Raw genomic sequence first — 20,056 nt, 5'->3', positions numbered from 1 at the left:
GGAGACAGGGGCCCCTCCTCGTACCACATTGGCGAAAAAACGTGCAATAGTCGCGTAACACGCGTATACTTTCGCGTCCTCGCCGACGCTCGCTCGGCCCCTCCTCCCAATTCATAGGTAACACATGTCAGATTCCCGTTCCGGGTTCGCCGATTTAGGCCTGCCCGAGGTTCTGCTCGCTGCGATTGCCCGTCAGGGCTTCCAGGAGCCGTCGCCGATTCAGGCGCAAGCCATCCCGCTGTTGCTCGATGGTCACGACCTGCTGGGCCAGGCACAAACTGGCACAGGTAAAACCGCCGCTTTCGCCCTGCCACTGCTGGCACGGCTGGATGCATCCCTGCGTCAACCACAAATGCTGATTCTTGCCCCCACTCGTGAACTCGCTATCCAGGTGGCCAAAGCCTGTGAAGAGTTTGCCCAGGGCATCAAAGGACTCAAGGTACTGCCGATTTATGGCGGCGGTGAATATCGTACGCAGCTGAAAGGCCTGCGTGACGGCGCCCAGGTGATTGTCGGTACCCCTGGACGCGTAATGGACCACATCGAACGTGGCTCCCTGAACCTGAACAACCTGCAAGCGATGGTGCTCGACGAAGCCGATGAAATGCTTCGCATGGGCTTCATTGATGACGTCAAATGGGTACTCGAACGTACTCCGGACGACTGCCAGCTGGCCCTGTTCTCTGCCACCATGCCACCGGTGATTCGCAAGGTTGCTGATCAGCACCTGAAAAATCCAAAGCTGGTGCGCATCGACAATGGCGTCGGCGCCACTGCCGGCACCAGCATCCGTCAGCGCTACTGGCCCGTGGCCGGGCTGAACAAACTGGATGCCCTGTGCCGTATTCTGGAAGCCGAAGAACACGATGCCATCATCGTTTTCGTGCGCACCAAGCAGGCTACCCTGGAGCTGGCTGAACAGTTGAACCGCCGTAACCTGCGTGCTGAAGCCCTGAATGGCGACATCCCGCAGCAACAGCGTGAAAAGACTGTCCAGCGCCTCAAGGACAAGCGCTTCGATCTGCTTATCGCCACCGATGTGGTGGCTCGTGGTCTGGACGTGGCACGCATCACCCACGTGATCAACTACGATATGCCCGGTGACCCGGAAGCCTATGTACACCGTATCGGCCGTACCGGCCGTGCCGGTCGCGAAGGCGACGCGATTTTGTTCGTTTCCCGCCGTGAGCAGCATGTGCTGCGTCAGATCGAACGCACCACTCGCCAGGCCATCGAAAAGATGACCCTGCCGTCCGTGGACGACCTGAACGCCAAGCGCATTGCCCGCTTCCAGGAGCAACTGACCGCCCTGCTGGAAGGCAACAGCCAGGAAGAAACCCGTGCACTGGTCAACCAGCTGCGCGACAGCATGGAAGTCAGCGATAACGACATGGCAACGGCGCTTGCCGTGATGATGTTCAAACGTGAACCGCTGATCCTGAAAGAACCGAAAATGGTCAAGGAAACACGCTCGCGTCGCGAACCTGCCCACGCGTCAGGCGGCCGTCGTGAAGACCGTCCTTCCCGTGGCAACAAGGGCAAGAGCGACAAGGTCATGCGCAGTTACCGCATCCAGGTCGGTCATGACCATGGCGTCAAGCCGGGCAACATCGTTGGTGCCATCGCCAACGAAGCCAAACTGCCCAGCCGCCTGATCGGACCGATCAAGATTCACCAGGACCACAGCACCGTAGATCTGCCGGAAGACCTGTCTCCCCGTCAGCTCCACGTGATCCGCACCGCGCGGGTCTGCCAGCGCTCCCTGGATCTGGAAGCGGTATAAGCGACTAGCAGCTAGCTTCTCGCTTTTAGCTGCAAAACAAAAAAACCGCGCCCGAAAGGGTGCGGTTTTTTTGTAGCTCGTAACTCGTAGCTTTCATTACTTCAAGAGCCGGAAATCCGGAATCCCACTTTCAGGCTCACCTGATAATGCCCCACTTTGCCATCCACGATATGGCCGCGGGTTTCGGTAACTTCGAACCAGTCCATCATTTTCAGGCTTTCACTGGCAGTCGCCAGGGCGTTATTGATGGCGTCCTCGATACTGGTCTTGGATGAGCCCACCAGTTCCACTTTCTTGTAAACATGATGATCGGACATTTCGCTCTCCTTTTCTGTCCTCGGTGACTTCATCTGTGACATCACCGAGCAGGCATTACAAGGGTAGCCCTCACGAAGTTGATCAAATATCCATCAATAAATCATTGAAAGGGGCCGTCATTTGCCCCACAAAGGAAACAGGAAAGGCAATTTTCCTCGAAGGAGGCAATGCGATGGATATGCACAAAATGACTCCCTGGAACTGGCTGAGCCAGGAAAGCAGCCGCGAACGCCCCCTGCCCCAGCGACAACCACGGCATCCGCTACTGCGCTGGGAGCGAGAGTTCGATAACTGGTTTGAGCAGATGCTGGGTGATATGGCCTGGACCACCCCGGCACCACACGCGGAGCCCAGCATCCCGTTCCGCCCCAACCTGGATATTCTCGAGCGTGATGATCATTACCTGATCACCGCTGAACTCCCCGGTGTGGAGAAGCGGTATCTGCAAATCACCCTGCACCATGATGCCCTGACCATCGCTGGTCATAAGCAGGAGGCGCAGAGCTCCGAGCGGGATGGCTATCACTATAGTGAACGGCGCTTCGGACAATTCCGGCGCATGCTCAATCTGCCTGCAGACGCAGACGGCGAGGCCATGGAAGCAGTGTTTCACAACGGCGTACTGTCTCTGACCATTCCTCGCCACGAACACCATGGGCAAGGCAGCAAGACCATCGAGATCCATTAGGGCTCGGCACCAATACCACCGCAGGGTGCACTGAGCCCAAGGCGAACTGCACCCTGCGAAAATGAGGAATTCTTTCCCGGTGCCAAGCGCGTCACACGCCCGATGGTAAACCGTCGTACCATGGGTTCGCTGATCAGGAGACCCATGATGCGTATTGCCCTTGCCCTGTTACTACTTATCAGCCTGCCGCTGGAGGCCGATGAAATCCGCCTCAGCGATGATCTGCAGGTCTATCCGCTGACCGAGCACACCTGGGTGCACCGCTCCTGGGAAGTGATTCAGGGTAAGCGCTATCCCTCCAACGGGCTGATCATCATCGAAGACGACACCCTCACCCTAATCGACACCGCCTGGGGCGAAGCCCCCACAGCGTTGTTACTGGACTGGATGGAACAGCAGTTTGGCAAGGCACCGGATCTGGCCATTCTCACCCACTCCCACGACGACCGCATGGGCGGCGCCCAGACGCTGGCGGAACGGGGCGTCCCCGCCTGGGCTCACCCGGCCACCCTGACCATCGCCCGCAACGATCCCGACACTTTCTATGATCCGGACATTCCCCTACCTCGACTCCTCGAGGCTTTCACGGAGCAATCACGGATCAAGTTCGCTAATCTGGAACTCTATTACCCGGGCCCGGCGCACAGCCCTGACAACATCCTTGTCTGGTATGCCCGCGACGAGGTACTGATCGGGGGGTGCGCAGTGAAGGGAGGCTCGGCCACTGCTATCGGCTATGTGGAAGGCTCGGACGCCAACCACTGGCCCGTTGCCATGGAAAACGTACTGGCCCGTTATGGCGCTGCCAGTATCGTAGTCCCCGGCCATGGAGAAATTGGCGATGCCAGCCTGCTTACCCATACACGCGATCTGGCCCGGCAGGGTTTTGCAGATCAGTAAGTCAGTGTTAGTGGGCCTTTTGCTCACCGCCGCCAGCGTGGCTGCGCTGGCAGACAATGACACCGTGTTGCGTTTCGATACACCGGTGCAGATCGATGGTGACGCCCGCTTTGATCGGGACAGCCCGCTGCAACCCAGTGCCAGCAGCTTTCGAATTCGGGAAGCCAACACTCTCAGCAGTGACAGTGGAGAGCGCTGGGCCCTGGTCACACTGGAGAACAACGACGGCGGCAAACGCATCCTGCAGGATAATTATCTGGTGGCAGAATTCGCCAATGGCGAACGGCGCCACCCTACCGGTCTGGAGGGCTCCTTCGCCGCCGGCGAGCTACAGCGCAAGATGGTTTTTTTCGGCTATCACCGCTTTCCCATCCTGCGCATCTTCACCGCACGCTGAGCGCTACTTTTCCTTGATCAGCAACTCGCTGAGCGGTTGACGCTCCGGCCGGAACTGATTGATGCGGTTATCCGCCTCATAGCCCAGCGACAATCCACACAGCAATTTATAGTTGTCCGGCAACTGGAAATGCTGCTCCAGCGGCGAACGCCACAGGCCTAACGCCCCCTGGGCACAGGTGCCGAGGCCCGCATCGGTGGCCGCCAGCATCAGATTCTGCAAAAAGATCCCCGCATCCAGGGCACTGTAAACACCCAGCCCTTCATGGACGAAGACAAACAATGCCACCGGGGCATTGAAGAAACGGAAGTTGTCGCGCATCTGTTCGTGGCGCGCCTGCTTATCCTGTCGGCCGATGTCCAGCAGCTCATAAAGCCCCCGGCCGGTGGCTACCCGGCGCGGTTGCAGATCATCTGGATAGTCCACCACCGGGCGAAAATCGCCATCAGGAACCCCATCCTTGCGTAACCAGGCCAGCACCTTTTTGGTCATGGGTGCTTTCTGTAGCGCGGCCAGCTTGTCAAACCGTGGCGGCAACTCCTGGCGCAGACTCTCCAGCACGTCCCCTCTGGCAATGGCAATCTGATAGGGCTGGGTGTTAGACCAGCTCGGTGCCGTGGTGGCAGTGGTGAGCAAGGCTTGCAGCTGCTCATCGCTGACCGGTTGATCAGTAAAGGCACGCACGCTGTGGCGTGCGCGAATCACATCACGAAATTCCATTATCCACTCCTGTTTGGCCATATCATGGCAGATGCCTACAATACCCGGCCATGACCAAGACCAACCCCACCCTGCGACGAGGCGCCAATTTCTCCCGTTGCCGTCAATACCGCTATGCCCTGTGGCGACACTGGGGCCCGGGCGATGATTTTCTGCTGTTGATCGGCCTCAATCCCTCCACCGCCGACCATCGCCAGGATGACCCTACCATTCGCCGCTGCATGGGCTTCGCCCGGGACTGGGGCTACTCGGGCCTGTGCGTGGCCAACCTGTTTGCCTACCGGGCCACCTACCCCGATGACCTGTTTGCCGCCAGCGACCCGGTGGGTCCGAAAAACGACCCGTGGCTGCGCAAGCTGGCCCGTCAGGCGGATCTGGTAGTGGCTGCCTGGGGCAATCATGGTCGTTTCATGGACCGGGCCAGCGCCGTGTCAGCCCAGTTACCTGCCATGCACTGCATACGCCTGAATGGTTCCGGAGAACCCGCTCACCCCCTGTACCTGCCCAAACACCTGACCGCCCGGCCCTGGCACCAGGCAACCTCTGAATAACCTTGTCCTGACCTTCACTCCAGCAGCAAGATAATAGTGTGAATTCTCCACGTCATGGATGACCGCCTTGGGCTCTCATACCGACAACAATATTCGTCGTGCTCGCTGGCTTGCTTACGGCGGGCTCATTCCCTTTTACGGCCTGGCGCTGCTGGCCTGGCTGGATACCTGTCGCGAGTGGGCCCTGCAAGGGGTGGCTGCCTATGCCGCCATAATCATTGCCTTTCTGGGCGCGGTGCACTGGGGGCGGGCACTGAATCAGTTTGATCGTGGTAACCAGTTCCCCACCCTGCTGTTTGGCATCATGCCGGCGGTGCTGGGTTGGTTTGCGCTACTTTTACCCCTGGAATTCTCCCTGCCCATGCTGGCGGCAGGCTTGGTGTTTGTCTGGGGCACAGAGCAGATGGTTTTTACCGAAGCCTTGCCCGGCTGGTACCGCCAGTTGCGACATCAACTCACTGCCGCCGCCGTGATCGCTGTGCTGATTGGCTGGGCCGCGACCATGGTCCCCATGTTCTGAGCACACCCGACACGTGTCCTTTTACAAGGTTTACCTCCACCCGACGACACAACCGTAGCCACCCCAGGCAGGCACAGCTAGACTGATTCAAATTCACAGGGAGACAGTGAAATGTTCTTGTTGCAACGCTATCGGGTCCGATTGCCCCTGCTCAGTGTTTTGTTCCTGTTCCTCCCTGTTGTTGTCACTGCCGAACGCCCCCTCAGTTATCAGACTGATATCCAGCCCATTTTTGAAAGCAAATGTCTGGCTTGCCACGGCTGCTATGACGCCCCCTGCCAGCTGAAACTGGAAGCCCCCGAGGGGCTGGATCGTGGCGCCAGCAAAGATAAGGTCTACAATGGAGCCCGCACCGAATCCGTGGCGCCTACCCGGCTGTTTCAGGACGCGCTGACCACCGCGCAATGGCGGGAGAAGGATTTCTTTTCCGTCATCGACAGCACCGACGGCATGCAGTCATCACTGCTCTACAACATGCTTGAGCTGGGCCGGAAGCACCGTTTTGCCGACAACGAAAAATTACCCGATGACATCACCCTGGGGCTGCAGCGAGTCAATGCCTGCCCCAAGCCCGAGGAATTTGCCGACTACGCCGACAAACATCCCATGGGCGGCATGCCCCTGGCCGTTACCGGCCTCACCGACCAGGAATTCGCCACGGTCAGCCAGTGGCTGAAACAAGGAGCCCCGTTGTCCTACCAGACCTTCGATCTGTCGGAAGACCAGCAACGACAAATCCAGGCCTGGGAAAAAATGCTCAACCAGCAAGACAAGCGCCATCAACTGGTGGCTCGCTGGCTCTACGAACACCTGTTCCTGGCTCATCTCTATTTCGGCGATGGCAGTGACAAACCGGATCATTTCTACAAGCTGTACCGCTCCAGCACCCCACCGGGCGAACCTCTGAAACCGGTGAACAGCGTGCGCCCCAATGATATGCCGCCCGAGCACTTCTGGTACCGCCTGATGCCAGTGCGTGGCAGCCTGGCACACAAGACCCACATCACCTTTGCACTCAACGACAAAAAACTGGCCCGAACCCGTGAGCAGTTTTTTGCCGGCGACTGGGAGGTGGAAACACTACCGGGCTACAGCTACGAACAACGCGCCAATCCCTTTCAAACCTTTGCGGATATTCCCGCGCGGGCCCGTTACCAGTTCATGCTGGATGAAGCGGAATACTTTGTGCGCACCTTTATTCGCGGACCGGTCTGCCGGGGCCAGGTAGCCACCGATGTGATACGCGACCACTTCTGGGCCGTGTTCCAGGACCCCGATCACGATCTCTACATTACCGATGACAATTACCGCGCCAAGGTCAGTGGCCTCCTCGGCCTGCCCGGCCAGGAAGACAATTTACTGTCACTGGGGCCTCAATGGCTCAAATACAGCGGCAATCGCAATGAATATCTGAACGCCCGACACCAGGCTTATGGAGAAAAAGACCCTCAGGGACCCACCTGGGAAAGTCTCTGGGACGGCGATGGCAAAAACCGCAATGCCCTGCTGACCATCTTCCGTCACCACGATAATGCTTCGGTGCGAAAAGGCCTGATCGGTGACCTGCCACTGACCACCTGGGTAATGGATTATCCCTTGTTTGAGCGTAGCTATTACAACCTGGTGGTGAACTTCAATGTATTTGGTTCTGTGTCCCATCAGGCCCAGACCCGTCTCTACTTCGACCTGATTCGCAACGGCGCAGAACAGAATACCCTGCGCTACTTTCCCCGCGAGCTTCGCAAGCCAGTGGTAGACAACTGGTACCAGAACACCGGCAAATTACGCCTGTATGTGAGCTATGCGTCGGTGGACACCAAACACCCTACCGACATCGACTATCAGACCAATACTCCGGTCAATGAATTCAACGATGGCCTGCTGAAACGCTTTGCCGCGATCAACGCCCGTCCGGATCCGATCAACCGTTGCGATGGGGAAGACTGCCACCGCAATCACATTGCTGACTGGTTAAAAGAGCCGGAAACCACTCTGGTCGGTATTGCCTCTACCATGGCGCAAGATCTGAAAGCCGTAAACTTCATGCCTGAGGTCACCATGCTGCGGGTGGAAAATGAAAACGGCGAGCGGGAAATCTATACCCTGATTCGCAATCGGGCTCACACCAATGTGGCCTTCATGCTGGGGGAATCCCTGCGCTACCAGCCACCGCTGGATACCCTGACCATCTACCCCGGCGTATTGGCCAGCTACCCCAACTTCATGTTCAACGTGCAGGCGGATGAGGTAGGTGACTTTGTCGCCGCCATGCAGGCAGTGGAAAAGGAAAAGGATTTCACCGCACTCACTGGCCGCTTCGGCATCCGCCGTACCCATCCGCAATTCTGGACCTACTTCCACGACCTGACCCGTTATCTGGAGGAACACCAGCCCAGCGAGGCAGCGGTTCTGGATATGAATCGCTACGAGAATCTGTAAAGGCAGCTGCAAGCTACAAGCTGCAACGCGGGTTGGGCCGTGCCAATCGAATAGCGCCCTGCCCGCAACGTTGATCTTGGAAGCCACTGTAGGAGCTATGCTTGCATGGCGAACCGAGCGTAGGGAGCCGACAGAGATAAACGCCAAGGCACCACTGTTCCTGGAAAGACCTGTCGAGCCCTGTTGTTCCTGATCGCCCTGCGGTCGATTTCCGCGCAAGCGCGGTTCGCCATGCAAGCATAGCTCCTACAAGCGGCTTCGTAGATATCTCAGAGCTTGAGGAGCTTTTTAGCCTTTCCCTATTAAACGAGCGTAGCTCTTAGCCGACCGCCTCTACCCTTTCCTGCCCGCTGTGGCTAGGTCTACAGCGCCCCCCGGTTGCCACTTGGCCCGACCTATCGGTCACACTGGTCAATGTGACTGAGCCCCTCCGGTCCATAATCGAGTGCAAATAGACACAACAACGAGGCGAACTCTCATGGCAAAAGATGCAGTTGGTTATGCGCTGACCGCGCTTAACCGTCTGGCCAGCTCGGAAGTGCTGGACAAGATCGGCATGCGCAAGACCGTGGAACGGCTTGCCTACACGCTCACCAAAAGCGGCTTTCAGGTGCTCACCACCACTGCCCGCACTTTCAAGTCCAGTAACCCGGGCAACAAGCCTGAACGGCTGAACGCACCGGGCCACACCCGCGATCTGTTCGATCTGAGCATCACCGACGAGCAACAGATGATTCGCGACAGCGTGCAGTCCTTTGCCCGTGATGTATTGCGTGACAAGGCGGAAGAAGCTGACGCCACCCAGAAGACCAGCGACGAGGTGATTGCCCAGGCGCTGGAACTGGGACTCAACTATTTTGCCGTACCGGAATCCCTGGGCGGCGCCGCCACCGAGCGCTCCACCGTGACCAGCATGCTGGTGGCCGAAGACCTGGCCCACGGTGACATGGGCCAGGCCGTGGCCATCCTTGCTCCCATGGGTGTGGCCAATGCCCTCACCCAGTGGGGCACCGCGCAACAACAAGACAAGTACCTGAGCAGCTTCGCGGAAGAGAGCCCCCCCAAGGCCACCATCGCTGTGTGCGAACCTTATCCGCTGTTCGACCCCATGGCACTCAAGACCACCGCCAAAAAGGACGGTGACAGCTATGTACTCAACGGCGAAAAATCCCTGGTGCCGCTGGCCGCCGAAGCAGAAATCTTTCTGGTGGCCGCCCAGACCGATGACGGCCCCGGGGTGTTCATCGTGGAAGGTGGCAGCGACGGCCTGGTCGCCGGCGATGATCCCTCCATGGGGGTCCGCGCCAGCGGCCAGCGTCCGTTGAAGCTGGACAATGTTCGCGTGCCGGTGGAAAACCGCTTGGGTAACGGTGATTTCGATTACCGTGCCTTTGTGGACCTGGGCACCCTGGCCTGGTGTGCGCTTGCCATTGGCACCTGTCAGTCCGTGCTCGACTATGTGGTGCCCTACTGCAACGAGCGCACCGCCTTTGGCGAGCCGATCAGTTACCGCCAGGCAGTGGCGTTCATGATTGCCGACATCGCCATCGAGCTGGATTCCATGCGCATGCTCACCTACCGCGCTGCCAGCCGTGCCGAACAGGGCAAGTCCTTCCAGCGCGAGGCGCACCTGGCCCGCACCCTGGTCAAGGACAAGGCCATGAAGATCGGCACCGACGGCGTGCAATTGCTGGGCGGTCACGGCTTCACCCATGAATACCCGGTGGAGCGCTGGTACCGGGATCTGCGTGCCATCGGTGTCGCCTTTGGCGGCCTGCACCTGTAAGGAGGGAGACAACCATGAATATCGAAATTCCCAAGAAGTTCAAACCCCTGATCAACAACGCTTATCAGGTGGCCCAGAGCACCCTCCGCCCAATCTCGCGCAAGTACGACCGTGGCGAGCACGAATATCCGAAAGAGCTGGATATGCTGGCGTCGGTACTGGATGGCTTCAACGAAGGTGACCCGGCCAACTCCGCCGGCGCCGCCACCACCGGTAGCGGCAAGGTGCAGGACGACGGCAGCATCAAAAATGGCGCCAATATGGGCGTTTGCCTGGGTGCCATGGAAATGTGCTACGGCGATACCGGCTTCCTACTGGCTATGCCCCGTCAGGGCCTGGGCAATGCGGCTATCGCTGCGGTGGCCAACGACGAGCAGCTGGAGCGCTTCAAGGGCAAGTGGGCCGCCATGGCCATCACCGAACCCAGCTGCGGCTCCGATTCTGCGGCCATTCGTGCCACCGCAAAAAAAGACGGGGATCACTATGTGCTGAACGGCGAGAAGATCTATGTGACCTCAGGCTCCCGGGCTGACTGTGTGGTGGTGTGGGCATCACTGGATCCAAAACTGGGCCGTGCAGCCATCAAATCCTTTGTCGTGGATTGGGGCACCCCGGGCATGGAGCTGGCGCGTCTGGAGAAAAAGCTCGGCATTCGCGCTTCCGACACCGCCGCCATCAACTTCATCGACTGCCGTGTGCCGGCGGAAAACCTGCTGGGCAGCCCGGAAGTGGATACCAAGAAGGGTTTTGCCGGGGTCATGGAGACGTTCGACAACACCCGTCCATTGGTAGCTGCCATGGCCATCGGCTGTGCCAAGGCGTCACTGGAGCGCATCAAGGAATTGCTGAAGGACAGCATGACCTATGATTACGGCAAACCGGTGGACAACTGCTCCGCGGTGGAAGCCGAAATCTACCGGATGGAAGCGGACTGGGAAGCGGCCTACTGGCTGGCGGTGAAAGCCGCCTGGATGGCCGACAACAAGAAGGCCAATACCCTGGAAGCCTCCATCTGCAAGGCCAAGGCCGGGCGAGTGGGCAATCAGATCACCCTGCGCTGCGTGGAACTGGCCGGTAGTATCGGCTACACCGAAGACGAACTGCTGGAAAAGTGGGCTCGCGACTCGAAGATTTTGGATATCTTCGAAGGCACCCAGCAAATCCAGCAACTGGTTATCGCCCGTCGGGTACTGGGTCTGAGCTCCAAGGAGCTGAAATAACCCGTCTCCTGGCAGTCTTGCCAACAAAAAAGCCGCACCTTCGGGTGCGGCTTTTTTGTTTCTGATTCCCACGTCTGGCCCAACCTGCATCTTCCGACTCACCCATGTCTTTCCTATTACTCAAACCGGTTTTAATCGCCCGAATTCCCTACTGCATAAAGAGACATAACGATGATGTTGCGGTGACATCGTCTGTGCCACCATCGAAGGCCGATGGAATGTAAAAAAACACTACACCCCGGTTACAGCTTTACTGCCGTTGCACAACAGGCTGGGCTGGTGCGCCGAAGTAAGGTGTAGGTGTAACAATAAAAAAGGAAGGGATCACCATGTCAGCACTCAAACTGCATCTGCTCGGTGCCGGTCTGGCGGGTTGTATGTTGCTCGGTCAGACAGCACACGCCAACCAGCAACAGGCTACCGTCATCCTCAGTCAGAGCTGCGAATACATGCTGCTCAACACTCGCGGCGGCATGGTGCTGGTCAAGCAACTGGACGGCGCCACCCCCGAGGCGGGCGACACCCTGAAAGGCAATATCGTCGCTGGCGACTTCACCAAATTGCAGAACACCCGGGATCAGGCTTCCATGCAGGTGTGGGTGGATCTTGTGGACCCGCACAGCAGCAAGGCACTAAGCCAGTACGGTCGCTACTGCACCTGAACGCCAGCCCTAATAAGAAAGGCCGCCCCGATCGGGGGCGGCCTTGGAACATGCTTAGCTGGGCTACACTCGCTTAGCTCTCAATTCCTGACGGCATACTTCCCCGCCCCGAGGAAGAACACCGCAACGGCGGTGAACAGGAAAAAGCCCTGTAATTCCAGTGCCCAGCCTCCTGTTTTGCTCAATGCAAACAGCTCTCCCATGTGCACCAACACAATGGCCACCAGCATATTGCCGGCAATCAGCACTGCGCCAATGCGGGTATGCACGCCCAGGATCACCATCAAAGGGGCGATGATTTCCCCAATAAAGACCCCATAGGCCAGGAACCCTGGCAAATTGTGAGAGGCCAGCTCCGCTGAAATCCAGCCGACGCCATGTTGCAGCTTACTAATGCCGTGCAGCAGCATCAGTAACCCCAGCGTCAAACGCAGCACCAGCTTGCCGATATCCGGATTGTTGACCATCTTTGCTCCCAGTGAAGAAATCGAATTGCCCGTCATTCAACCGTTTAGCCGGGTAAAAGAAAAGCGCCAGCAAGCTCGAATCAATACCCCCTCGCACAAGAAGCTCATCGATAGCATGCCAAACATATCGAATTATCAGGACAAAGCCTGCAACAAAACTCGATTTATCCATTTTTATTTGATGATTAAATACTCCCATCACGTCACTACCAGCTACTTGATTGAAAAGGATCCCCCATGAAAAACCTGCTTGCCTCTCTGACCCGTACCGACAGCACCTTCGCCCCCCTGGCCCTGCGCCTGCCGGTGGCCATCATCTTCATGGCCCACGGCGCCCAGAAACTGTTCGGCTGGTTCGGCGGCTATGGGCTGGAAGGCACCGGCCAGTGGATGGCCTCCATCGGCCTGGAACCCGGCTACCTGATGGCTCTGGGCGCCGGTAGCGCCGAATTCCTCGGCGGCCTGGCACTGCTGATCGGCCTGCTCACCCGCCCGGCCGCCGTGGCCCTAGCCTTCACCATGATCGTGGCTATCGTCACCGTGCACCTCGACAACGGCCTGTTCATGAGCAACAACGGTTACGAGTTCGGCCTGGCCTTGCTGGCCGCCAGTGTGTCACTGGCCATTTCCGGTGGTGGCCGTTTCAGCGCCGACCAGCCGCTCAACAAGGCCCTGCAATAAGGTCCATTGAGCTCTGCCCCTCCCCGTCCCATACTCCCGCTTTTGCGACGGAGTAAGGGATGGGCACTTTTCGTTACTGGCAGACACCCCGCGCGGGCAATATGGCGCGGCTGACCCTGCACACGAACACCCTGCCACCGCTCAAGGACAGCGAGATGCGCGTCAAAGTCCATGCGGTGGGCCTGAACTTCGCCGATATCTTTGCCCTCACTGGCCTCTATTCCGCCACCCCCCAGGGCGCCTTTACCCCCGGCCTGGAGTTTGCCGGCGAAGTACAGGAAGTCGGTCAGCAGACGCAAGGGTTTACCGTGGGCGACCGGGTCATGGGCGTCACCCGCTTCGGTGGCTACACCACGGTTATCGACAGCGAGGCGGATTACCTGATCCCCCTACCCGCAGACTGGGACTATGCCCAGGGCGCCGCCTGGCCGGCACAGACCCTGACTGCCTGGTACGCCCTCATCCATCTTGGTGCCCTGCAAGCGGACCAGCAGGTGCTGATCCACAGCGCCGCTGGGGGCGTAGGCCTGCAGGCCATGAAACTGGTACAGGCGCTGGGCGCCCGCCCCACCGGCACGGTGGGCAGCGAAGAGAAAGCCACCTGGCTACGGCAACAAGGGTTTGCGGATGTGCTGGTCCGCGAGGCCGACTTTGCCGGACAACTGCAACGAGACGAACGGCACTTCGACCTGGTACTGGATGCCATCGGCGGCCAGGTTCAGACCGCCAGCTTCGACGCCTTGAACCCCATGGGCCGGCTGGTAGTATTCGGCGCCGCCGAATTCACCCCCAGCCACAACCGCCCCAACTACCTGAAAGCCGCCTGGCGCTACCTGCGCCGTCCCCGCTACGACGTGATGGAGATGATCAGCAGCAACCGCTCGGTGCTGGCCTTCAACCTGATCTGGTTATGGGAACAGAAAGGCAAGATGCAGGCACTGCTGGAGGAGTTGCAGACGATCCCCCTGCCACCGCCCCATGTGGGCCATCGCTTTGCTTTTGAAGACGCCCACGCAGCTTTAGCGCTGCTGCGCTCAGGGCAGTCTGTGGGCAAGGTTGTGCTGGAAGCATCTAACCCCGTTGAACCGTAGGAGCTATGCTTGCATGGCGAACAGAAACCAGAAGGGAAACTATTTGTTCTTTCGGGAATCCGCGATCAGCAAGAAAATAAAAAAACCGACGGCGATAAAATGAAATAACGCCACCCAACCAAAACCCATATTTTGGGCCATTTCAAAGATCCAAAGAGAACTCCTCCTCTGAGAGAATGGTTCATCAGGCTCACTAAAATAATAGAGCCCCTGCACCAAGCCAAAAAAAGAGATCACCAAATAGCCAAATTGCCTGGCGGCCAACGATTTCACTTTCCCTCCCCTGCCATTCCTTGGGTCTTTTATGAATTTTCAGTACATATTATCTATTTTTCTATCATAGGAGCGTCACTGGCGGCGCGAACCGGAACGAAGTGCAGGTAACGCCCGCTAGGGCGGCCCGTAGGGTGCACGAAGTGCATAAACCCAAATTCCTGAAAATCCGTATTTACCACAGAGGTCACAGAGATCACTGAGGAAAAGACAGGTTTTTCTCTGTGTGCTCTGTGCCCTCTGTGGTGAAATTCTTTTGATCCAGGTCTGGAATCGCGCCGCCAGCGACGCGCCTACGGGAAAAGCTGGCGGATTTGTTCGGCACTGGTGGGGCGCACTACCCGATCCACTTCCTTGCCGTCACGAATCAGGATCAGCGTGGGCCACAGTTTGACGCGATAGCTGCGACCCAGGGGGCGGCCGGGGCCATCGGCAATTTTTTCGTGGTGCACCTCGGTCATCGGCGACAGCACCGTTTCGATGTCTTTCTGGGCGGCGATGCAGTAGCCGCACCAGTTGGCGCCGAACTCCAGGACCCAGGTGCCCGGCCGTTGCGCCACCGCGTCGCGGCTGAGGGTTTCCTCTTCATAGGTCTTCACATAACTCATTTCATAACCGCTCGCGCAAAAATTCCACAAAGGCCCGCACCTTGGCCGGGGTATGGCGCCCCGGCGGGTAGACCGCGTAAATACCCCCACCGGGCAGATCCCAATCTGGCAGAACTCGCTGCAGACCACCCCGCTCCAGTTCGTCAGCGGCAATGGAATCCGCCAGCACCGACAGGCCCGCCTGTTGCAGCAACAACTGTTTGGTCACCGCCGTGGTATTGGCCTTCAAGGCTCCCTGCATGCGTACTGTGCAACGCTCGTCTGCCCGGGAAAAGGTCCAGGTCAGCGGGGACGGCAGCGGCGTAAACGTCACCCAGGGCAAGGCGGCCAGATCCCGGGGGTGACTTACCGGCCCATGGCTTGCCATGAACGCCGGCGACGCCACCAGAAACTGCTCGAATTCCCCCAGACGAGTGGCGCGCAGGGACGAGTCCTTCAACCAGCCCAGGCGAATGGCCAGATCGATACCCTCTTTGACCATGTCTGCCACGCTATCGCCGGTGCGTAATTCGATCTCCAATTGCGGGTGACGCTCACTGAAGGCCACCACCGCCGGCGCCACCATCTGGGCCGCGAAATCTTCCGGGGCGGTAATGCGCAGCTCCCCCTGCAGGGTCTGCTGGTCGGTCTCCACCTGATCCAGCAGACCTTCCAGTTCGCTAAACAGGGGCGTGAGCCCGGCCAGCAGCCGCTCCCCGGCTTCGGTGAGTTGCACCTGGCGGGTGGTGCGAGTCACCAGCGCCACACCCAGGCGCTGCTCCAGCCGCTTGATGGACAGGCTGATCTTGCTCTTGTTGCACCCCAGCCGTTCCGCCGCGCCGGTGAAGCTGCCAGCCCGGGCCAGGGCCAGAAACAGGGGCAAGGCATTGAGATCAAATTCGGCTTCCACATCAGACTCACTGTTTAGAAATCAACAACACTGATTTACTTATTAGGCTATTTTTCCGATCAGTGCAAACACCGATACTGATCATGTCGAAACGAATTGGATCAGGAGTTACCCCCATGAAAATTGCATTGATTGGTGCCAGCGGTTTTATCGGTTCCTCCCTGCGCGAAGAAGCCCTGCGTCGCAGCCATCAGGTAACGGCCCTGGTCAGTCAGCCGGACAAGTTGAATGCCACCGCCACCAACCTGAGCGTCAAACAGGTGGATGTACAGAACACCGCGCAACTGACTGAGGCGCTCACCGGCGCGGATGTGATTATCAGCGCCTTCAGCGGCCACGCCCAGGACGATATCCGTGGCTATTACGTGCAGGGCGTGAAATCCATTATCGCGGCAGTGAAAGCCGCTGACGTGGCCCGCCTGGTGATAGTGGGCGGTGCCGGATCCCTGCGGGTGGCGGCGGATAGGCTATTGATCGACACCCCGGCTTTCCCGGAGGAGTACAAGCCCACCGCCCTGGGTGCTCAGGATGCCCTGGCCCTGCTGCAGGCAGAGCCGGCGGTGAACTGGACCATGCTGTCGCCGGCGGCGGAAATCTTCCCCGGTGAGCGTACCGGCCAGTTCCGTCTGGGCCAGGACGATCTGCTGGTGGATGACCAGGGCAACAGCCGGATTTCTGTTCAGGATTATGCCGTGGCACTGCTGGATGAAGTGGACCATCCGCAACATGAACGTCAGCGTTTCACCCTGGCCTACTGAAAACTGAAAAGCGGAGCGGTAACGACCACCGCTCCCCTTTCGGCTTTCTTTTATGGTTAGATGCGGGAAACGGCAGAGAACGGAAAGCCCTGTGACTGAACAACCGGTAATCACCGAGACCCGCGACGACCTTTTCATCATCACCCTCAACCGCCCCGAAAAGCGTAACGCGGTGGATCGCCCCACGGCGGATGCGTTACGTACCGCTTTCGAGACCTTTGAGCAGAACGCCGATCTCAAGGTAGCCATTCTCACCGGCGCCGGCGGCAACTTCTGTGCCGGTGCCGATCTGTCCGCCCTGTCCGATCCGCAACGACGCAATGAAATCGACGAAGCCGGCAGCGGCCCCGGGCCCATGGGCCCCACTCGCATGCTGCTAGGCAAACCGGTGATTGCCGCCGTGAGCGGCTTTGCCGTGGCCGGCGGCCTGGAGCTGGCGCTGTTGTGCGACTTGCGAGTGGCGGAAACGTCCGCCACGTTCGGCGTGTTCTGCCGGCGCTGGGGCGTGCCCCTGATCGATGGCGGCACCGTGCGTCTGCCTCGACTGATCGGCCACAGCCGCGCCATGGATATGATTCTGACTGGCAGGCCGGTGGCGGCCGATGAAGCCCTGCAGATCGGCCTGGCCAACCGGGTGGTTGCCGACGGTACGGCACTGGATGAAGCCATTGCCCTGGCCCGGCAAATCGCCGCCTTCCCCCAGCAATGCCTGCAGGCCGACCGGCTGTCTGCCTATCAACAATGGGATCTGCCCCTGGATGAAGCCCTGCGCCGGGAAGGCGCCGGCGGCTATCCGGTGGTGTTCGAAGAAGCCATCGGTGGCGCCGAACGTTTCCGGCAAGGCGCCGGCCGGCATGGGACATTTGAAGAGTGAGTTTTGTGGAATGACCATCTCGGCAGTGAAATATTAGCAGCCAATCCGGTTTCTCGGGCCAAGGTTCGCCATGCAAGCATAGCTCCTACAGTGCCATCAGCGCTTCTGTAGAAATGAAACGCGGGCACCGCCTGACAGTTTGATCCAACAGGCCCGCCCGCGCTTATCCACTTTCAACGCAACTGAATCAGCGAATCACCACAAAGAACACACCGCCATTACGATTGACCCGCAACAACAGGGTGCCATCCTTGTCACCGATGGCATTGCGCAGTTCCGCCGTGTTCACCACATCCTGCCGATTGGCGTTGATGATCACATCGCCACGACGCAACCCGGCCCGCCAGGCGGGAGAGCCCTGCTTCACATCGTCCACCAGTACGCCACTGTCTGCATGCTGCAGCTCACCTTTGCGCAGGTCGCGCAGGTTGGCGCCTTGCAGATACTTGGAAACCGACTCGCCGCTGGATGCCTGCTGGGTCGACTCACTGATGACCGCTGTCATCTCGCGCTTTTTGCCATCGCGCAGGACCGTCAACGTCACCTTCTCGCCCACCGGCGCCATGCCAACCTTGTTACGCAGATCCGCAGCCCGCTTCACCGGGCGGCCGTCCACGGCAATCACTACGTCACCACTTTTAATGCCGGCTTTTTCCGCCGCGCTTTCCTCCATGACCTGGGTAATCACTACCCCGTTCTTGCGCTCTACACCGAAGGCCTCCGCCAGCTCGGCGGTAAGATCCTGAATGGTGACACCCAGCACGCCGCGGCGAACTTCACCATGCTCGATCAGCTGGTGCATCACGTTCTCGGCCATTTCTGTGGGGATGGCGAAGCCGATACCCACATTGCCGCCGGCGGGAGCGATGATGGCAGTGTTGATGCCCACCAGTTCGCCGCGCAGGTTTACTAGGGCGCCACCGGAGTTGCCCGGATTGATGGACGCATCGGTCTGGATAAAGCTTTCATAGCCTTCAATGCCCAGGCCGGTTCGACCCAACGCTGAGACAATGCCACTGGTCACGGTCTGCCCCAGTCCGAACGGGTTACCAATGGCCACTACAAAATCCCCCACCCGCAAGCCGGTGGAATCGGCAATGGCAATCTGGGTGAGATCCTCAGCGGATTCCAGCTTGAGTACCGCCAGATCCACTTCCTCGTCGGTACCCACCAGCTCGGCAGACAACTCCCGACCATCGGTGAGGGTAACCTCAATGGAGTCCGCGTTCTTCACCACGTGGGCATTGGTCAGCACATAGCCTTCCTTGGCATCCACAATCACGCCGGAACCGGCACTGGCGGCACGGCGCTCACGTTGCTGATGCTCGGGGATATTGAAAAAACGGCGGAAGAAGGGATCTTCCATCAAGGGATTACGGGCGGTACGGATCCGCGTTTCGATGGCGATATTGACCACCGCCGGGGAGGTTTTTTCCAGCATCGGCGCCAGCGATGGCAGCGCCTGGCCGTCGCCCGTCACAGATGGCAACGCCGCCTGAGCCGGGGAAAAAGCGATGACACACAGTGCCAGCATCCAGACAACAGGTTGCAGCGGATTCTTGGAATTCAACAACGTCGTTCCTCCTGTACTGAGAAAACAAGCAATAAGCGGGTTATATCGGTGGAGGCCTTCCCTCCTCCCTACGGCAGATGCATCGGTCACCCAGGGCGGATAGCAACGCCGTACTGCTTTTCTGACATTCCTTCAGGGCGACGGTTCCGAGGCAAACACTCTCACCCCGTTGTACTCGCTGGATTCCCCCAGATCCGGCCAGGTGCAGGACTGCCACTGCCCCAGCAACTGGTAGCCGGGCGGGTCCAGGTCAGGCACCCGGGAATCGGCCAGCAGCACCCGATTGACCTGCTGGAAGCGAGCCAGCAACGGCAGGTTTTCCCGGTCGTAGAGGATATCCGCCGCCGTTACCAGATCCGCCGCGGCCAAGGCACTGTCCAGATCCTGGCTCAGTTCGATATCAACCTGGTTTTCTGCCGCGTTGAGCGCGGTGGCGGTCAGCGCATCCTGGTCCAGATCACAGGCGATCACCCGTGACGCCCCTGCCAGGGCGGCGGCAATGGCAACCACCCCGGAGCCCGGCCCCACATCCACCACACAACGGCCCCTCACCCACTCGGGGTGGCTGAGCAGGTATTCGGCCAACACCTGCCCGGAGGCCCAGCAAAAAGACCAGTACGGCGGCTCTTCCATGATCGCATTGACGATGTGCGGGTCCAGGGCCTGTTCGGGGAACAGTTCATCCAGCAGCCATAAGCGGATCTGTGGTGTCTTCGGCAGTGCCTGGCAGACTAGGGATACCGCCGGTAATACGCGTTGGAGCCGTTCATGTAAGGCGTCAAGGCCTACTCTTTCCTGATTGCTTGTCATACCCTAGGGCCTTGTTTCGCCAATCCAAATCGTCCAAGAGAATAACAA

At 59.0% G+C, this 20,056-nt stretch carries 22 protein-coding genes; 14 read left to right on the top strand and 8 right to left on the bottom strand.

From position 1 onward, the window contains the following. Nucleotides 1-124: 124 nt before the first annotated feature. Nucleotides 125-1,783 carry a DEAD/DEAH box helicase gene (locus Q0Y02_RS12085; protein ID WP_297768638.1) on the top strand — a complete coding sequence of 553 codons (1,659 nt, stop codon included), beginning with the start codon at nucleotides 125-127 and terminating at the stop codon, nucleotides 1,781-1,783. A gap of 101 nt (nucleotides 1,784-1,884) precedes the next feature. Here Q0Y02_RS12085 and Q0Y02_RS12080 read toward each other — a convergent pair whose 3' ends face one another. Further along, a complete protein-coding gene (locus tag Q0Y02_RS12080) occupies nucleotides 1,885-2,100 on the bottom strand; it encodes a dodecin (protein WP_297768635.1) in 216 nt (71 codons plus the stop codon). Between the two features lie 173 nt (nucleotides 2,101-2,273). Here Q0Y02_RS12080 and Q0Y02_RS12075 point away from each other — a divergent pair, with 173 nt between their 5' ends. The 3 genes from Q0Y02_RS12075 (at nucleotide 2,274) to Q0Y02_RS12065 (ending at nucleotide 4,086) form a co-directional block, all read left to right on the top strand. After that, nucleotides 2,274-2,789, top strand: coding sequence for an Hsp20/alpha crystallin family protein (locus Q0Y02_RS12075; protein ID WP_297768632.1), 516 nt, complete (start codon nucleotides 2,274-2,276; stop codon nucleotides 2,787-2,789). A gap of 144 nt (nucleotides 2,790-2,933) precedes the next feature. Continuing rightward, nucleotides 2,934-3,689, top strand: a complete 756-nt coding sequence (bla, locus tag Q0Y02_RS12070) for a subclass B1 metallo-beta-lactamase (protein ID WP_297768629.1) — start codon at nucleotides 2,934-2,936, stop codon at nucleotides 3,687-3,689. A 10-nt stretch (nucleotides 3,690-3,699) separates the two neighbouring features. Next, nucleotides 3,700-4,086, top strand: a complete 387-nt coding sequence (locus Q0Y02_RS12065; protein ID WP_297768626.1) for a hypothetical protein — start codon at nucleotides 3,700-3,702, stop codon at nucleotides 4,084-4,086. A 3-nt stretch (nucleotides 4,087-4,089) separates the two neighbouring features. Here the strand turns inward: Q0Y02_RS12065 and Q0Y02_RS12060 are convergent, their stop codons facing one another. Beyond that, on the bottom strand, nucleotides 4,090-4,806 hold the full coding sequence (locus tag Q0Y02_RS12060) for a nitroreductase family protein (RefSeq protein ID WP_297768623.1): 717 nt from the start codon (nucleotides 4,804-4,806) through the stop codon (nucleotides 4,090-4,092). A 50-nt stretch (nucleotides 4,807-4,856) separates the two neighbouring features. Here Q0Y02_RS12060 and Q0Y02_RS12055 point away from each other — a divergent pair, with 50 nt between their 5' ends. The 6 genes from Q0Y02_RS12055 to Q0Y02_RS12030 all read left to right on the top strand — a co-directional run bounded on the left by Q0Y02_RS12055 (nucleotide 4,857) and on the right by Q0Y02_RS12030 (nucleotide 11,984). Further along, the gene (locus Q0Y02_RS12055; protein ID WP_297768621.1) at nucleotides 4,857-5,357 is read left to right on the top strand and encodes a DUF1643 domain-containing protein; all 501 of its coding nucleotides are present in this window, start codon (nucleotides 4,857-4,859) and stop codon (nucleotides 5,355-5,357) included. A 67-nt stretch (nucleotides 5,358-5,424) separates the two neighbouring features. After that, complete coding sequence (locus Q0Y02_RS12050; protein WP_272962364.1) at nucleotides 5,425-5,877, top strand: DUF3429 domain-containing protein; 453 nt, start codon at nucleotides 5,425-5,427, stop codon at nucleotides 5,875-5,877. A gap of 111 nt (nucleotides 5,878-5,988) precedes the next feature. Continuing rightward, complete coding sequence (locus Q0Y02_RS12045; RefSeq protein WP_297768616.1) at nucleotides 5,989-8,316, top strand: fatty acid cis/trans isomerase; 2,328 nt, start codon at nucleotides 5,989-5,991, stop codon at nucleotides 8,314-8,316. 478 nt (nucleotides 8,317-8,794) lie between these two features. Then, nucleotides 8,795-10,102 carry an acyl-CoA dehydrogenase family protein gene (locus Q0Y02_RS12040; protein WP_297768613.1) on the top strand — a complete coding sequence of 436 codons (1,308 nt, stop codon included), beginning with the start codon at nucleotides 8,795-8,797 and terminating at the stop codon, nucleotides 10,100-10,102. A gap of 14 nt (nucleotides 10,103-10,116) precedes the next feature. Continuing rightward, nucleotides 10,117-11,322: an acyl-CoA dehydrogenase family protein gene (locus tag Q0Y02_RS12035; RefSeq protein ID WP_035247762.1), complete on the top strand. Its 1,206-nt coding sequence runs from the start codon at nucleotides 10,117-10,119 to the stop codon at nucleotides 11,320-11,322. 329 nt (nucleotides 11,323-11,651) lie between these two features. After that, a complete protein-coding gene (locus Q0Y02_RS12030; protein WP_297768601.1) occupies nucleotides 11,652-11,984 on the top strand; it encodes a hypothetical protein in 333 nt (110 codons plus the stop codon). 80 nt (nucleotides 11,985-12,064) lie between these two features. On the opposite strand, the gene Q0Y02_RS12025 is transcribed toward Q0Y02_RS12030, so the two are convergent. After that, on the bottom strand, nucleotides 12,065-12,451 hold the full coding sequence (locus Q0Y02_RS12025; protein WP_297768598.1) for a DoxX family protein: 387 nt from the start codon (nucleotides 12,449-12,451) through the stop codon (nucleotides 12,065-12,067). A 237-nt stretch (nucleotides 12,452-12,688) separates the two neighbouring features. On the opposite strand from Q0Y02_RS12025, the gene Q0Y02_RS12020 reads away from it, so the two are divergent. Together Q0Y02_RS12020 and Q0Y02_RS12015 are read left to right on the top strand one after the other, a co-directional pair. Then, a complete protein-coding gene (locus Q0Y02_RS12020; RefSeq protein ID WP_297768595.1) occupies nucleotides 12,689-13,132 on the top strand; it encodes a DoxX family protein in 444 nt (147 codons plus the stop codon). A 59-nt stretch (nucleotides 13,133-13,191) separates the two neighbouring features. Continuing rightward, entirely contained in the window at nucleotides 13,192-14,223 is a 1,032-nt protein-coding gene (locus Q0Y02_RS12015; RefSeq protein ID WP_297768592.1) for a zinc-binding dehydrogenase, read from the top strand. Between the two features lie 39 nt (nucleotides 14,224-14,262). On the opposite strand, the gene Q0Y02_RS12010 is transcribed toward Q0Y02_RS12015, so the two are convergent. From Q0Y02_RS12010 to Q0Y02_RS12000, 3 genes are all read right to left on the bottom strand, one after another. Further along, the gene (locus Q0Y02_RS12010; RefSeq protein ID WP_297768590.1) at nucleotides 14,263-14,496 is read right to left on the bottom strand and encodes a hypothetical protein; all 234 of its coding nucleotides are present in this window, start codon (nucleotides 14,494-14,496) and stop codon (nucleotides 14,263-14,265) included. 293 nt (nucleotides 14,497-14,789) lie between these two features. Beyond that, nucleotides 14,790-15,104, bottom strand: a complete 315-nt coding sequence (locus Q0Y02_RS12005) for a thioredoxin family protein (RefSeq protein WP_297768587.1) — start codon at nucleotides 15,102-15,104, stop codon at nucleotides 14,790-14,792. Nucleotide 15,105: 1 nt separating this feature from the next. Continuing rightward, on the bottom strand, nucleotides 15,106-15,993 hold the full coding sequence (locus Q0Y02_RS12000; protein WP_297768584.1) for a LysR family transcriptional regulator: 888 nt from the start codon (nucleotides 15,991-15,993) through the stop codon (nucleotides 15,106-15,108). A 116-nt stretch (nucleotides 15,994-16,109) separates the two neighbouring features. On the opposite strand from Q0Y02_RS12000, the gene Q0Y02_RS11995 reads away from it, so the two are divergent. After that, complete coding sequence (locus Q0Y02_RS11995; RefSeq protein WP_297768579.1) at nucleotides 16,110-16,751, top strand: NAD(P)-dependent oxidoreductase; 642 nt, start codon at nucleotides 16,110-16,112, stop codon at nucleotides 16,749-16,751. A 91-nt stretch (nucleotides 16,752-16,842) separates the two neighbouring features. After that, on the top strand, nucleotides 16,843-17,625 hold the full coding sequence (locus Q0Y02_RS11990; protein ID WP_297768576.1) for a crotonase/enoyl-CoA hydratase family protein: 783 nt from the start codon (nucleotides 16,843-16,845) through the stop codon (nucleotides 17,623-17,625). 187 nt (nucleotides 17,626-17,812) lie between these two features. On the opposite strand, the gene Q0Y02_RS11985 is transcribed toward Q0Y02_RS11990, so the two are convergent. Both Q0Y02_RS11985 and Q0Y02_RS11980 read right to left on the bottom strand, forming a co-directional pair. Next, nucleotides 17,813-19,198, bottom strand: coding sequence for a DegQ family serine endoprotease (locus Q0Y02_RS11985; RefSeq protein ID WP_366516920.1), 1,386 nt, complete (start codon nucleotides 19,196-19,198; stop codon nucleotides 17,813-17,815). 132 nt (nucleotides 19,199-19,330) lie between these two features. Next, nucleotides 19,331-20,008 carry a 50S ribosomal protein L11 methyltransferase gene (locus tag Q0Y02_RS11980; protein ID WP_297768573.1) on the bottom strand — a complete coding sequence of 226 codons (678 nt, stop codon included), beginning with the start codon at nucleotides 20,006-20,008 and terminating at the stop codon, nucleotides 19,331-19,333. Nucleotides 20,009-20,056 lie beyond the last annotated feature (48 nt).

This window comes from uncultured Alcanivorax sp. (assembly GCF_947258575.1).
Lineage (GTDB): Bacteria > Pseudomonadota > Gammaproteobacteria > Pseudomonadales > Alcanivoracaceae > Alcanivorax.
Note: the sequence above shows the minus strand (reverse complement) of the source record. Positions and strands in the feature narration are given on the sequence as shown.